The sequence below is a fragment of the Streptomyces sp. RKAG337 genome, from assembly GCF_023701715.1.
Taxonomy (GTDB): domain Bacteria; phylum Actinomycetota; class Actinomycetes; order Streptomycetales; family Streptomycetaceae; genus Actinacidiphila.
Map to the genome: position 1 here is coordinate 3,554,272 of NZ_JAJOZA010000001.1, position 13,773 is coordinate 3,568,044.

Consider the following 13,773-nt stretch of genomic DNA (forward strand, 5'->3'; position numbering starts at 1 on the left):
GCGCGGAGCGTAACTTAGGCGCACACCACCACGACCGCGCATCGATCCGTCGAGGGGTCCCGTGACCGTCCACAGTAAGATCCAGCCGTACATCGACGCCTGGACCCACTCCATAGAATCCATAAACGAATTGGTCGCCCCCCTCGTCGAGGGTGAATGGAACCGGCCGACCGAGTGCCCGTACTGGTCGGTGCGCGACGTCGTGTCCCACGTCATCGGCTACGAGTGCGAGATGCTCGGGGATCCGCGCCCGATCCACACCCTGCCGAGTGATCTGCGGCACATCACCAGCGAGTTCGCGCGCTACATCGAGGTGCCGGTGGACACCCGGCGCCACCACACGGCCCCGGAGATGACCTCCGAGCTCGAATACACGATCATCCGGCGCTCCCGCCAGCTGCGGAACGAGTCGCGCGGGCCCGAGCAGAGCATGCGCGGTCCGATGGGCCAGGAGATGACCCTCGAACACCTGCTGTGGATGCGGACCTTCGACGTCTGGGTCCATGAGCAGGATCTGCGCCGGGCGCTGGGCACGCCGGGGAACCTGGCGTCGCCCGCGGCCGTGTACGCGCGGGACTTCCTGCTCCGCGGGCTGCCGAAGACGATCGCCAAGGACGCCGGCGCGCAGCCGGGTTCCGCGGTGGTCTTCGACATCCACGGCCCGCTGGAGTTCATGCGGACGGTCCGGATCGACCAGGAGGGGCGCGGCACGATCGACTCCGCGGTCTCCCTGGGCCCCGCCGTGACCTTCAGCACCGACTGGGAGACGTTCCTGCGGCTGGTCTGCGGGCGGGTGCGCCCGGCGGCCGTCGCGGACCGGGTGAAGGTGGAGGGCGACCAGGGGCTCGCGAACGCGATCCTGGCGCACATCGCCCTCACTCCGTAGTTCCTGCGGTTTCCGCGCTACACCGGCACGTGCACGCTCTCGACGCGGCTGACCGCGATCCGGTCCTTCTCCAGCCGGGTCGCGCGGCCGCGCAGCCGCAGGATCTGGAAGGTGCCGATCGCCTGGAGCACGAAGACGCTGCACCAGGCGATCCGGTAGTTGTCGCCCGTCGCGTCCAGCAGCACGCCGATCGCCAGCAGCGTGATCATCGAGGCGGTGAAGCCGCCCACGTTGACGATGCCGGAGGCGGTGCCGAAGCGCTCCGGCGGGTTGGCCGGGCGCGCGAAGTCGAAGCCGATCATCGACGCGGGGCCGCAGGCGCCCAGCGCGACGCACAGGCAGATCAGCATCCACAGCGGGACGTGGCCGCCGGGCCAGGAGAGCACGGCCGCCCAGGCGACGGTGCTCGCCCCGATCGCGGTCAGCGTGATCGGCATCCGCGCGCCGTGGTGACGGGCGATCAGCTGGCCGAAGAGCGTGCCGAAGACCATGTTGGCGAGCACCACGAGGGTGAGCATCGACCCGGCCGCGCCGCGCGACATGCCCTGGTCCTCCACCAGGTACGGCAGCCCCCACAGCAGCAGGAAGACCATCCCGGAGAACTGCGTCGTGAAGTGCACCCACATTCCGAGCCGGGTGCCGGGCTCGCGCCAGGCGGAGACGATCTGGTGGCGCACATAGCCGAAGCCGGCGTGCTCGGCGGGGGCCGGCTCGTAGCCGTCGGGGTGGTCCTTGAGGAACAGCAGCACCAGGACGAGGACGAACGCGCCGACGATCGCCGTACCGGTGAACGTGGCGGTCCAGCCCGCCGAGTGCAGGATCCGGGAGAGCGCGACCGTACTGATCAGGTTGCCGGCGACGCCGAAGAGCGCGGCGGCCTGCGCGATCATCGGGCCCCGGCGGGCCGGGAACCAGCGCGAGCCGAGCCGCAGCACGCTGACGAACGTCATCGCGTCACCGCAGCCGAGCACCGCGCGGGCGGTCAGGGCCATCCCGTACGAGTGCGACAGCGCGAACGCGAGCTGGCCGGCGGTGAACAGCACGATGCCGATGGTCAGCACCTTCTTGGTGCCGAGCCGGTCGACCATCAGCCCGACGGGTATCTGCAGCCCCGCGTAGACCAGCACCTGGAGGATCGAGAAGGTGGAGAGCGCGGACGCCCCGATGTGGAAGCGCTCCGCGGCGTCGATCCCGGCCACGCCGAGGCTGGTGCGGTGCACCACGGCGACCATGTAGACGAGTGTGCCGATGCCCCACACGGTGGCGGCCTTCCGGCCGCCGGGCGGTTCGCCGTTCATGCTCATGTGTCCCCCCGGGCCATGACCTTCACCCACGAGACATGGCGGTGCACCAGGGCCGCGGCGCGGACGCCGTCACCGTCCCTGAGCGCCGCGAGGATCTCGCCGTGCTCCACCAGGTTCTTCGCGACGCGGCTGGGCTCGGCGTGCATCGTGGCCACGCCCATCCGCAACTGCCGGTCGCGCAGCTGGTCGTAGAGGTGGGCGAGGATGCGGTTGCCCGCCGCCCGGACGATCTCGGCGTGGAAGCAGCGGTCGGCGACCGCGAAGGCGGCGAGGTCACCGGCGTCGGCGTGCCCCTGCTGCTCGGCGAGCAGCTCCTCCAGCCGGGCCAGCAGCGCGGGCGGCGCGGCGGGCACCAGCCGGGCGACCGCGTGCTGCTCGACGAGCAGCCGGGTCTCCACCACATCGGCGATCTCCTGCATGGAGACCGGCAGGACGAGCGCGCCCTTCTTCGGGTAGAGCTTGATCAGTCCCTCCGCCTCCAGGCGGAGCAGCGCCTCGCGCACCGGCGTACGGGACACCCCGACGGCCCCAGCGAGATCACCTTCGGTGAGCAGCGTGCCGCCCTCGTAACTGCGGTCGAGGACGCCCTGTTTGACGTGGACATAGACCCGCTCGGCGGCGGGCGGCGGCTTGGCGGCGGGAGCCACCACGGAGGCGGGAATCATGATGGACGCATCATAGATACATCACGTATCCACGAGAAACCCGCGTCCGCGATACGGACCGGCCGGCCCGTGCGGACCCGTCAGGGGTGCAGGCTGCTCACCACGTTGGCCGTCGCCGTGAGCCCGTTCTGGATGCTCGGGGCGACGCTGGAGCCCGCGAGGTAGAAGCCGAGGAAGACGCAGACCAGTGCGTGTGAGACCTTCAGCGATCCGCTGCGCAGGAAGACGACCGTCATGATCAGGAGCAGCAGGATCGCGGATACGGATACGGCCACGGTGTCCCTCCGGGCTGAAGCTGGGTTTCCCCCTAATATCGCCACAGATCCGGCTTTTCATGACGGATGGACACGGCAAAGAGGCCCGGACGTTTGTACGTCCGGGCCTCTTTCGCGTGACACTCGGCCGCGCCGCTGAACTACGCCCAGGTCAGCAGGCGCTTCGGCTGCTCCAGGAGCGCCGCGACATCCGCGAGCACCTTCGAGCCCAGCTCGCCGTCGACCACCCGGTGGTCGAACGACAGGGCCAGCGTGGTGACCTTGCGGACCTTCACCTTGCCCTTGTGCACCCAGGGCATGTCCTTGACCGCGCCGAAGGCGAGGATCGCGGACTCCCCCGGGTTCAGGATCGGCGTACCGGTGTCGACGCCGAAGACGCCGACGTTGGTGATGGTCACCGTGCCGCCCTGCATCTGCGCGGGAGAGGTCTTGCCCTCCCGTGCGGTCGCCACCAGCTCACCGAGCGCGGTGGCCAGTTCGGGCAGCGTCTTCGCGCCGGCGTCCTTGATGTTCGGCACGATCAGCCCGCGCGGGGTCGCCGCGGCGATGCCCAGGTTCACATAGTCCTTGCGGACGATCTCCTGGCCGGCCTCGTCCCAGGTCGCGTTCACCTCGGGGTTCCGCCGGATCGCCACCAGCAGCGCCTTCGCCACCAGCAGCAGCGGGCTGACCTTGCGGCCCTCGAACGCCGGGTCCAGCTTGAGCTCCTGGACCAGCTTCATCGTCCGCGTGATGTCGAACGTCACGAACTCCGTGACGTGCGGCGCGGTGAAGGCGCTCGCGACCATCGCCTGCGCGGTGGCCTTGCGGACGCCCTTGATCGGCGTACGGATCTCCCGGGCACCCGGCTCCACGACGACCGCGGGACCCGCGGCGGCAGCGGCGGGCACCGCCGCCACGGCGGCGGGCTCGGACGGCGCGGGCGCGAGCGCCGCGTGCACGTCCTCGCGGGTGATGGTCCCGTCCCGGCCGCTCGGGACGACCGAGCTCAGATCGATGCCGAGGTCCTTCGCGAGCTTGCGCACCGGGGGCTTGGCCAGCGGCCGGTCCCCGGCCGGCGCGGCGAGGCCGGTGGCCCCGTTCGCGCCGTGGCCGTTCAGCTCCGCCGCCGGCCGGCCCTTGGGCCGGTCCGCGGGCTGGGCCGGGACCGCGCCCGGCGTCCTGCGGGCCCGGCGGACGGTCGACGCCTCGGAGACGCCGTAGCCCACCAGCACCGCCTGCCGCTTCGCCGGCTCGGCGGGCGCCGCGGGCGCCGCTTCGGCCGGCACGACCGTGGCCGGGGCCGCGGCGGCGGCCGGAGCCTCGTCCGGGGCGCCCGGGGTGGTGTCCACCGAGATGATGGCGGTGCCCACGTCGACCGTCTCCCCCTCGGGGAAACGGATCTCGTGCACGACGCCGTCGAACGGGATCGGCAGCTCGACGGCCGCCTTCGCCGTCTCGACCTCGCACACGACCTGCCCGTCGGTGACGGTGTCACCCGGCTTGACGTACCACTTGAGGATCTCGGCCTCGGTGAGTCCCTCGCCCACATCGGGCATCTTGAACTCGCGGAAGCGCTGCGCAATGTCGGTCACAGTCACGCTCTCCTCGCCTCTCAGTACGCCAGCGCGCGGTCGACGGCGTCGAGTACGCGGTCCAGGCCGGGCAGGTACTCCTCCTCGAGCCGGGCCGGCGGGTACGGGGCGTGGAAGCCGCCGACCCTCAGCACGGGAGCCTCGAGGTGGTAGAAGCACCGCTCGGTGATCCGGGCGGCGATCTCCGCGCCGGTCCCCAGGAAGACGGGAGCCTCGTGCACGATCACCAGCCGGCGGGTCTTCTCGACCGACGCCTGGATCGTGTCGAAGTCCATCGGCGACAAGGACCGCAGGTCCACCACTTCCAGGCTACGACCCTCCTTGGCGGCGGCCGCGGCGGCCTCCATGCAGACCTTCACCATGGGACCGTACGCCGCCAGGGTGAGATCGGTGCCGGTGCGGGTCACCCGGGCCTTGTGCAGCGGGCCCGGAATGGCCTCGGTGTCGACCTCGCCCTTGTCCCAGTAACGGCGCTTCGGCTCGAAGAAGATCACCGGGTCGTCGCAGTCGATGGCCTGCCGCAGCATCCAGTAGGCGTCCTGCGGGTTGGACGGCGAGACCACCTTCAGGCCCGGGATGTGCGCGAAGAGCGTCTCCGGGGACTCGCTGTGGTGCTCGACCGCGCCGATGCCGCCCGCGTACGGGATGCGGATGGTGACGGGCATCTTGACCTTGCCCAGCGCCCGCGCGTGCATCTTGGCGAGCTGCGTGACGATCTGGTCGTACGCGGGGAAGACGAAGCCGTCGAACTGGATCTCGACGACCGGCCGGTAGCCGCGCAGCGCCAGGCCGATCGCGGTCCCGACGATGCCGGACTCGGCCAGCGGGGTGTCGATGACCCGCTCCTCGCCGAAGTCCTTCTGCAGGCCGTCGGTGATGCGGAAGACGCCGCCGAGCTTCCCGATGTCCTCGCCCATGAGCAGGACCTTGGGATCGGTGTCCAGCGACTGGCGCAGCGCCTCGTTGAGGGCCTTGGCCATGGTCAACGTGGTCATGGTCATGGTCAGTGCCCCTCAGTCTCGTCGGCGAACGACGCGAGGTACTCGGCGAACTGCGCGCGCTCCTCGTCGACGAGCGCGTGCCCGTCCGCGTAGACGTTCTCGAAGATCGCCATGGTGTCGGGGTTCGGCATGGTGCGCACGCCGTCCCGCACCCGCTTGGCGAGCGCGTCGCTCTCCTTGTCGATCGAGGCGTAGTACTCCTCGTCGGCGAAGCCCTCGGCCTCCAGGTACGTCTTCAGCCGCAGGATCGGGTCCTTCAGCTCCCACTGCTCGCGCTCCTCGTCGGCGCGGTAGCGGGTGGGGTCGTCGGTCGTGGTGTGCGCGCCCATCCGGTAGGTGAACGCCTCCACGAGCATCGGCCCCTGGCCGGTGCGGGCCCGCTCCAGGGCCGCCTTGGTGACGGCCAGCACGGCCAGCACGTCATTGCCGTCGACCCGGACGCCCGGGAAGCCGAAACCGGCCGAGCGCTGGTAGATCGGCACCCGGCTCTGCTTCTCGGTCGGCTCGGAGATCGCCCACTGGTTGTTCTGGCAGAAGAACACCACGGGGGCGTTGTAGACGGCCGCGAAGGTGAAGGCCTCCGCGACATCGCCCTGGCTGGAGGCGCCGTCGCCGAAGTAGGCGATGACGGCGGAGTCCGCGCCGTCCTTGGCGACACCCATCGCGTAACCGGTCGCGTGCAGCGTCTGCGAGCCGATGACGATCGTGTACAGGTGGAAATTGTTCTCGTTGGGGTCCCATCCACCGTGATTGACCCCGCGGAACATGCCCAGCAGGTTCAGCGGGTCCACATCGCGGGTCCAGGCCACACCGTGTTCGCGGTAGGTCGGGAAGACGTAGTCGTCCGGACGGGTGGCCCGTCCCGATCCGATCTGTGCCGCCTCCTGGCCGAGGAGCGAGGCCCAGAGGCCCAGCTCGCCCTGCCGCTGCAGTGTGATCGCCTCGGCATCGAAGCGGCGGGTCAGCACCATGTCGCGGTACAGGCCACGCAGCTCGTCCGGGGTCAGGTCGATGGAGTACTCGCTGTGCTCGACGCGCTTGCCCTCGGGGGTCAACAGCTGTACGAGCTCGGGCTCGCCCCCACGGCGCTTCGCGCCGCCGCGGGTGGTCCTCCGCGCGGCAGTGCTCTTCACGCTCACGTTCGCTCCTCCGTCTGTCCGGCCCCCGGGATCCGCCGGGAGGCCAGTTGCGGCTCACCTGGTTCGACGCGGCGCACGGGGTATGTGCGGCATGGCCGAGCCAGGCGTGACAGTGCCCCGGCAAGTGGCCTGCAAGAAAGACGTTACCTACTACATCCGCAATCGCGCGAAGGCGTCCTACCTGCGGTTTTGCTTGGATTACCTAGTAAATAGGCGTTGTCGCAGGCCACCGGGACAGAGGAACGGTATCTCGCGGATCGAAATGGCGTAAGAGGTTCTGAGATCGAATCGTGTGGGATGCTCGATTCGTGCGCGAAGACGGAAAAATCCATGTATTCCTCCTCGATGACCACGAAGTGGTCCGTCGGGGCGTCCATGAGCTGCTCTCCGTAGAGACCGATATCCAGATCGTCGGTGAGGCCGGAACGGCCGCCGAGGCCCTGATCCGGATCCCCGCCACCCGCCCTGACGTCGCGGTCCTGGACGTCCGGCTGCCCGACGGCAGCGGTGTCGAGGTCTGCCGGGAGATCCGGTCCAACGATCCGGGCATCAAGTGCCTGATGCTCACCTCGTTCGCCGACGACGAGGCGCTCTTCGACGCGATCATGGCCGGCGCGGCGGGTTATGTGCTCAAGGCCATCCGGGGGACGGACCTGCTCAGCGCCGTCCGCGACGTCGCCGCCGGGAAGTCGCTGCTGGACCCCGTCGCGACCGCCCGGGTGCTGGAGCGGCTGCGGCACGGCGCCGACAAGGGCGACGACCGGCTCGCCGACCTCACCGAGCAGGAGAAGAAGATCCTCGACCTGATCGGCGAGGGCCACACCAACCGGCAGATCGGCGAGAAGCTGCACCTCGCCGAGAAGACCGTCAAGAACTACGTCTCCTCGCTGCTCTCCAAGCTCGGCATGGAGCGCAGGACCCAGGCGGCCGCCTACGTCGCCAGGATGCACGCCGAGGAGAACCAGCGGCGCTGAGGCGCCCGGGGCGCCCGGCCGGCGCTCCAGGACCCGCACAGCCGCCCCCACGGAGCGAGGGACCAAGGACCCTGCCGATCGGGGGCCGCCGCCCCTGTCCCGTCCCGCCCGCCGAACGCCACAGTGGAGAGATGTCCCCACAGGAACGACGCGCGATCGAGCTCGTGGCCGCCGTCCGCTACGGACGCCTGGCCCTCTCGCGCCATGCCATGCCCTGCATCGCCGTCGCCCGGCACGTCGTGGTGGACGACCACGTGCTGATCCGCGTCCACCGCGGCTGGGACATACACGGTGCCTGCGACGGCTCCGTCGTCGGCTACCAGGCCGACAACCTGAACACGGCCACGGACTCCATCTGGGCCGTGCACCTCACCGGCACCGCCCGCGTCGTCCCGGCACCGGAGAGCGCGGACGAGATCTTCGGACCGCTTCCCTCGTTCGTGGACGAGGAGGCCTTCGATCCGGTCCATCTGCGGATCGACCCGCAGTTCGTGGACGTCCAGTTCGTGAAGGGTGTCGCAGGGTGGCCGGAGCTGCACGCCGCGTGATCTACGATTTCCCGGGTGACGGGCACGGCGACGGAGCTGCTCGCTGAGCGCACGCTCGGCACACTGCTGCGCCGTTACGAGGGCGTGGGCACCCCACTGGCCTGCCATCCGGTCCCCCAGGGACTGCTGAACCGCGGCTACCGGCTGGCCACCACCCGTGGCCGGTTCTTCCTCAAGCACTACGTCGCGCCGGACACCGCGGACGCCGCCGTCATCGCCCGCCAGCACCGCGCGACCCTGCTCCTGGACGGCCTCGGGCTGCCCGTCGCCGCCCCGGTCGCCGACACCGAGGGCCGGACCGTCGCCGTCGTCGGCGGGCGCTGCTACGCGCTCTACCCGTGGGTCGAGGGCCGGCACCGGGAGGGCACCGAGCTGACCGCCGCCCAGTCCCGGCGCCTCGGCGCGCTCCTCGGCCATGTGCACGCCGGCCTGGCCCGCGTACAGCCCCCGCCGGAGGCGGACCGGGTCCCGCACCCCAGCGCCGACCCCGCGCGGACGTACGCGCTCATCGACGAGCTGCTGGACCTGGCCCACGCGCACGAGCCGCGCGAGACCTTCGACGAGCTGGCCGAGCACCGGCTGCTGGAGCGCCGCACCCTGCTGGAACGGCACGCCCACCGCCGCCCGCCCGCCCCGGACGGGCCCGCCACGGGCTGGGTGCACGGCGACTTCCACCCGCTGAACCTGCTCTACCGCGGTGACGAACCCGTCGCCATCGTCGACTGGGACCGCCTCGGCGTGCAGCCGCGCGCGGAGGAGGCGGTACGGGCCGCCGCGATCTTCTTCGTCCGGCCGGGTGACGGGAAGCTCGACCTGGCGAAGGTGCGGCCCTACGCGCGCGCCTACCGGCTCGCGGCCGGGGTGACCGCCCAGGAGCTGGCCGCGGCGGTGCACCGGGTCTGGTGGGAGCGCCTGAACGACTTCTGGATGCTGCGCTGGCGCTACCAGGAGCGCGACCGGCGCTCCGACCCGCTCTTCCCGGCGTCCTCCGCGCTCGCGGTGTGGTGGACCCGCGAGTACGAGGCCGTCAGCGACGCGTTCACCGGCTGACCGGCCGCGGGGCCGGGGCCGGTGAACGCGGTCCGGTCAGCCGGTGCCGGGCTTGCCGTTGTTGCCACCGGCGCCGGGGGGCGTCGTCGCGGGCTTCGTCGTCGTGGGGTCGTCGGTCGGCGTGTCGGACGGCTCCGAGGTGGTCTCGGTGGGCGTCGAGGACGGGGACTCCGTCGCCGTCTCGGTCTTCGTCTCCGTGGGCGTCGGCGAGGTGGTGCGCGTCTGCCGGTGGGACGGCGTCGTCGTCGGCGGCTGCGTGATGCCCCCGTCGCCCTGGTTCGGATCCGTGGAGGTGTCCTGGCTCGGCGCGGAGCTCTGGTCCTGCGAGCTCTGCACGCTCGACGGCGCCACGTCCTGGCCCGGATCCTTCTTGTTCCCGGCGTGCCCGACGGCGAAGTACACGCCCATCGAGATCGCCAGCACCGCGGCCAGCACGAAGAGCACCGGCTTGAGCCACTTGTTGCCCCCGCCGCCGCCATGGCCGCCGTGCTGCGGTTCGTGGTAGCCGTGCGTCTCGTCCGCTCCGCCACCGGACGCGCCCAGCAGCAGCGGCCGGCTGAACTCCGCGGTGGTGCTGTTGCCCTGCCGCCCGATCGTCGGGCCGGGGCTCATGCCGGTGCCCGCCGACGGGGTGACCGGTGCCGAGTGCGGTACGACGCCGGTGTCCCAGACGTTGTTCCAGCCACCCTGCTCCTGCAGCATGTGCAGCGCGTACTGCACGACGCCGCGCATCTCCTCGGCGCTCTGGAAGCGGTCGTCCGGGTGCTTGGCGAGCGCGCGCAGCACCAGGCCGTCGAGCTCCGGCGGCACCCGGTCGCTGACCGTGGACGGCACCTGCGGTTCGTCCTGCACGTGCTGGTAGACCACCGACAGCGGCGTCTCGCCGGTGAAGGGCGGCCGCAGCGCCAGCAGCTCGTAGAGCATGCAGCCGGTCGCGTACAGGTCGGAGCGGTAGTCGACCGCCTTGCCGAGCGCCTGCTCGGGGGAGAGGTACTGCGGGGTGCCCATGACCATGCCGGTCTGGGTCATGGTGCTGGCCGCGCCGTGCAGCGCACGGGCGATGCCGAAGTCCATGACCTTGACGGCGCCGGTGTTGGTGATGATGACGTTGGCCGGCTTGATGTCACGGTGCACGATGCCGTGCTGGTGGCTGTAGGCGAGCGCCTCCAGCACACCGGAGATGATGATCAGCGCCTGGTCGATGGGCGGCGCCTCGGCGCCGGTCAGCAGGTCGCGGATGGTGTGCCCGTCGACCAGCTCCATGACGATGTAGGGGACCGTGCCGGTGGGGGTGCGGTCCTCGCCCGAGTCGTACACCGCGACCACGGCATGGTGGTTCAGCCCGGCGACCGACTGTGCCTCGCGGGTGAAGCGCGCCTTGGAGACCGGGTCCTCCGCCAGATCGGAGCGCAGCAGCTTGATCGCCACGATCCGGCCCAGCCGTACGTCCTCGGCCGCGAAGACCTCGGCCATTCCGCCGCGTCCCAGCCGGTAGGTCAGCCGGTAACGGCCGTCACCGACCATCCCTTGCGCGCCCCACAATTCGGGCGAATCGGACGCTCCGGTTCCTGCGGTCGTCTCATGGGGGTCGACCATCAGTCCTCGCCGTCGCTTGGTGCCTCGCCTTACAGGTTTTCTGGTCGGCCACGCTACCGTCTCCGGGGACGGTGCCGGGCCGCTCATGTATGGGCCCGATGCGCATCAGGTGACGAGATGGTCAACGAACTTGACGTGCCCGCGCGATAAGCCAGACTTGGCGGGCAAGCCGGCGGGCCGATGGGCCCTCTCTAGGGGGAAGCGGTACAGATGAGCAGCGGGGACGGCGCGCAGACCGATTACGCGGGTCGCTCGGTCGGAGGCGGTCGCTATGTGCTGCGCGATCTCCTCGGCGAGGGCGGCATGGCATCGGTGCACCTGGGACACGACACGGTGCTGGACCGCCCGGTCGCCGTCAAGACACTGCACACGAGCCTGGGGAACGAACAGTCCTTCCGTGAGCGGTTCCGCCGCGAGGCGCAGGCTGTGGCCAAACTGAACCACACCAACATCGTCTCGGTCTTCGACTCCGGCGAGGACACCCTCGACGGCGCGATGGTCCCGTACATCGTCATGGAGTACGTCGAGGGCAAGCCGCTCAACGTGGTGCTGGCCGAGGACGTCGCGCAGTACGGCGCGATGCCGGCCGAGAAGGCACTGAAGATCACCGGCGATGTGCTGGCGGCCCTCGCGGTCAGCCACGAGATGGGCCTGGTGCACCGCGACATCAAGCCCGGCAACGTGATGGTGACCAAGCGTGGTGTGGTCAAGGTCATGGACTTCGGCATCGCCCGGGCCATGCAGTCCGGCGTCACGTCGATGACCCAGACCGGCATGGTCGTCGGCACCCCGCAGTACCTGTCGCCCGAGCAGGCGCTGGGCCGCGGCGTCGACGAGCGGTCCGACCTGTACTCCGTCGGCTGCATGCTCTTCGAGCTGACGACCGGCCGGATCCCCTTCGAGTCGGACTCGCCGCTGGGCATGGCGTACCAGCACGTGCAGGAGATCCCGCCCGCGCCGTCCCAGTACAACCGGGCGATCACCCCCGGGGTCGACGCGCTGATCGCGCGGGCCCTGAAGAAGAACCCGGCGGAGCGCTTCCCGACCGCGGACGCCATGCACGACGAGCTGGAGCGGGTCGGCGCCTCGACGCAGGCCGGCACCACCCCGCTGATCATCGGCGAGGGCCCGCACGCCCGCAGCCGCGGCGAGGGCGTCTCCGCGACGGTCTTCCCGCCCGCCCAGGGCGCGCTGCACACCCCGCCGCCGAACGTCCACAGCCCGTACCAGACGCCCACGCCGCAGCACAGCGCCTACGGCCCGAGCACCCCGGCGCCCGCGACCCCGGCCGCGTACGGCTACCCGCAGCAGGTCCAGCAGCAGGCGCCGCAGTATCGGACGCCGGCTCCGACGGCCGGGTACCCGATGCAGCCCGGCACGGTCTCCGGCGGACCCGGTGGCGGCGGCAGCGGCGGCGGCAGGTCGAGCCGGACCGTGCTGATCGGCGCCACGGTGGCGGTGGCCGCCATCTGCCTGATCGTCGGCCTGATCGTCAAGATGCAGGGCGGCTCGGACGACACCGCCGACAAGGGCACCGACACCGCCTCCCCGTCCACGTCCGCCGGCCAGTACGTGCCGGGTGCTTCCAGCGGCGGGACCTCGCCGTCGACCGCGGCGAACAACGGCGGGGTCGTCGAGGGCGACAAGACCCGGACGCTGGAGTCGTCGGCGTGCACCGGGGCCACCCAGGGCTTCACCAACACGGACCCGAACATGGTCCTGTTCCCGCAGTTCAACACCAAGTACCGGGACTCCGTCGAGGCGTGCCTGAAGGCCGCCGGCTGGAAGTACACGGTGAAGTACACGAACGAGCAGCAGTGGGGCAAGGGCGCGGTCGTCGACCAGACGCCGAAGGCGCTGGCCGACTACAACGTCACGTGGAAGAACGACGCCAGCAAGATCACCATCTGGGTCTCCACCGGCAAGGGCGCCAGCTGATCCGGCGACAACGGCGGTAACCGCGGAGGGCCCGGCACACATGATGTGTGCCGGGCCCTCCGCGGTGATGTGTCGGTGCTTCCCGGATTCCTGGAGGCACGGGTCGTTCCCGGATTCCTATAGGGACGGGTGGTTCCCGGATTCCTAGAGGTACGGGCCGGAGCGGGCGCCCGGGTGGCCGCCCTCGTCCTCCTCGTGCCCGCCCACACCCGGCGGGAGGGCGCGGCGCATCTGCTCCAGCTGGGCCCTGGCGGCCATCTGCTGGGCGAACAGCGCCGTCTGGATGCCGTGGAAGAGACCCTCCAGCCAGCCGACCAGCTGCGCCTGGGCGATGCGCAGCTCGGCCTCGGTGGGGATCGAGTCGTCGTTGAAGGGCAGCGAGAGCCGTTCCAGCTCCTCCACCAGCTCGGGCGCGAGACCGTCCTCCAGTTCCTTGACGGAACTGGCGTGGATCTCCTTGAGACGCACGCGGCTCGCCTCGTCGAGCGGCGCCTGCCGCACTTCTTCCAGAAGCTGCTTGATCATGCTGCCGATACGCATGACCTTCGCCGGCTGTTCCACCATGTCTGTCACCGGGACCTCGCGCGATTCCTCGCCGCCGCCAGGGGTGCCGCCGAGCGCCATTCCGTCCGGTCCCACGATCAGGACCTGCGGGCTCTCCTGCGACCGTTCGTTCATCGGCATCTCCATGCCGCCATTCTCTCGCACACTGCGTTCTCCTGAAGGTGTGCCCCCTGATGCGGCTGATCCACCACGTCAGAGGGCACACATTCGGCTGGTCAGGCGGTATTCCGCGGGACGGCGACCCGGTCCGCGGCGCCTC

General features: G+C 70.6%; 13 protein-coding genes. 5 read left to right on the forward strand and 8 right to left on the reverse strand.

The features are described 5' to 3' along the window. Positions 1-61 precede the first annotated feature (61 nt). Entirely contained in the window at positions 62-886 is an 825-nt protein-coding gene (locus LNW73_RS15655; protein ID WP_250976836.1) for a maleylpyruvate isomerase family mycothiol-dependent enzyme, read from the forward strand. Between the two features lie 17 nt (positions 887-903). Here LNW73_RS15655 and LNW73_RS15660 read toward each other — a convergent pair whose 3' ends face one another. The 6 genes from LNW73_RS15660 to pdhA all read right to left on the reverse strand — a co-directional run bounded on the left by LNW73_RS15660 (position 904) and on the right by pdhA (position 6,844). Further along, on the reverse strand, positions 904-2,190 hold the full coding sequence (locus LNW73_RS15660) for an MFS transporter (protein ID WP_250990318.1): 1,287 nt from the start codon (positions 2,188-2,190) through the stop codon (positions 904-906). Next, the gene (locus LNW73_RS15665) at positions 2,187-2,855 is read right to left on the reverse strand and encodes a GntR family transcriptional regulator (RefSeq protein ID WP_250990319.1); all 669 of its coding nucleotides are present in this window, start codon (positions 2,853-2,855) and stop codon (positions 2,187-2,189) included. Before LNW73_RS15665 ends, LNW73_RS15660 begins: the two co-directional genes overlap by 4 nt. Positions 2,856-2,935: 80 nt before the next feature. Continuing rightward, positions 2,936-3,130, reverse strand: a complete 195-nt coding sequence (locus tag LNW73_RS15670) for a hypothetical protein (protein ID WP_138351241.1) — start codon at positions 3,128-3,130, stop codon at positions 2,936-2,938. 140 nt (positions 3,131-3,270) lie between these two features. Then, a complete protein-coding gene (locus LNW73_RS15675) occupies positions 3,271-4,668 on the reverse strand; it encodes a dihydrolipoamide acetyltransferase family protein (RefSeq protein WP_250992931.1) in 1,398 nt (465 codons plus the stop codon). Between the two features lie 56 nt (positions 4,669-4,724). Then, on the reverse strand, positions 4,725-5,699 hold the full coding sequence (locus tag LNW73_RS15680) for an alpha-ketoacid dehydrogenase subunit beta (RefSeq protein WP_250992932.1): 975 nt from the start codon (positions 5,697-5,699) through the stop codon (positions 4,725-4,727). 8 nt (positions 5,700-5,707) lie between these two features. Then, complete coding sequence (gene pdhA / locus LNW73_RS15685; RefSeq protein WP_250976833.1) at positions 5,708-6,844, reverse strand: pyruvate dehydrogenase (acetyl-transferring) E1 component subunit alpha; 1,137 nt, start codon at positions 6,842-6,844, stop codon at positions 5,708-5,710. Between the two features lie 308 nt (positions 6,845-7,152). On the opposite strand from pdhA, the gene LNW73_RS15690 reads away from it, so the two are divergent. The 3 genes from LNW73_RS15690 (at position 7,153) to LNW73_RS15700 (ending at position 9,416) form a co-directional block, all read left to right on the forward strand. Then, on the forward strand, positions 7,153-7,818 hold the full coding sequence (locus LNW73_RS15690; RefSeq protein ID WP_250990320.1) for a response regulator: 666 nt from the start codon (positions 7,153-7,155) through the stop codon (positions 7,816-7,818). Between the two features lie 131 nt (positions 7,819-7,949). Further along, positions 7,950-8,366: a pyridoxamine 5'-phosphate oxidase family protein gene (locus LNW73_RS15695; protein WP_250990321.1), complete on the forward strand. Its 417-nt coding sequence runs from the start codon at positions 7,950-7,952 to the stop codon at positions 8,364-8,366. A 15-nt stretch (positions 8,367-8,381) separates the two neighbouring features. After that, positions 8,382-9,416: a phosphotransferase gene (locus tag LNW73_RS15700; RefSeq protein WP_250990322.1), complete on the forward strand. Its 1,035-nt coding sequence runs from the start codon at positions 8,382-8,384 to the stop codon at positions 9,414-9,416. A 36-nt stretch (positions 9,417-9,452) separates the two neighbouring features. On the opposite strand, the gene LNW73_RS15705 is transcribed toward LNW73_RS15700, so the two are convergent. Continuing rightward, entirely contained in the window at positions 9,453-11,012 is a 1,560-nt protein-coding gene (locus LNW73_RS15705; protein ID WP_250990323.1) for a protein kinase domain-containing protein, read from the reverse strand. 210 nt (positions 11,013-11,222) lie between these two features. Between LNW73_RS15705 and LNW73_RS15710 the strand changes: the two genes are divergently transcribed. Beyond that, on the forward strand, positions 11,223-12,950 hold the full coding sequence (locus LNW73_RS15710; protein WP_250990324.1) for a protein kinase domain-containing protein: 1,728 nt from the start codon (positions 11,223-11,225) through the stop codon (positions 12,948-12,950). Between the two features lie 144 nt (positions 12,951-13,094). Here the strand turns inward: LNW73_RS15710 and LNW73_RS15715 are convergent, their stop codons facing one another. Further along, positions 13,095-13,640 (reverse strand): bacterial proteasome activator family protein, encoded by a 546-nt coding sequence (locus LNW73_RS15715; protein WP_138351235.1) that lies wholly within the window; start codon positions 13,638-13,640, stop codon positions 13,095-13,097. Between the last annotated feature and the right edge of the window lie 133 nt (positions 13,641-13,773).

Bases quoted from the DNA above. Each gene is read 5' to 3' on its own strand.
- LNW73_RS15660 (WP_250990318.1), bottom strand. From the start codon at position 2,190: ATGAGCATGAACGGCGAACCGCCCGGCGGCCGGAAGGCCGCCACCGTG.
- LNW73_RS15665 (WP_250990319.1), bottom strand. From the start codon at position 2,855: ATGATTCCCGCCTCCGTGGTGGCTCCCGCCGCCAAGCCGCCGCCCGCC.
- LNW73_RS15675 (WP_250992931.1), bottom strand. From the start codon at position 4,668: ATGCCCGATGTGGGCGAGGGACTCACCGAGGCCGAGATCCTCAAGTGG.
- LNW73_RS15680 (WP_250992932.1), bottom strand. From the start codon at position 5,699: ATGACCACGTTGACCATGGCCAAGGCCCTCAACGAGGCGCTGCGCCAG.
- LNW73_RS15695 (WP_250990321.1), top strand. From the start codon at position 7,950: ATGTCCCCACAGGAACGACGCGCGATCGAGCTCGTGGCCGCCGTCCGC.
- LNW73_RS15705 (WP_250990323.1), bottom strand. From the start codon at position 11,012: ATGGTCGACCCCCATGAGACGACCGCAGGAACCGGAGCGTCCGATTCG.
- LNW73_RS15710 (WP_250990324.1), top strand. From the start codon at position 11,223: ATGAGCAGCGGGGACGGCGCGCAGACCGATTACGCGGGTCGCTCGGTC.
- LNW73_RS15715 (WP_138351235.1), bottom strand. From the start codon at position 13,640: ATGGAGATGCCGATGAACGAACGGTCGCAGGAGAGCCCGCAGGTCCTG.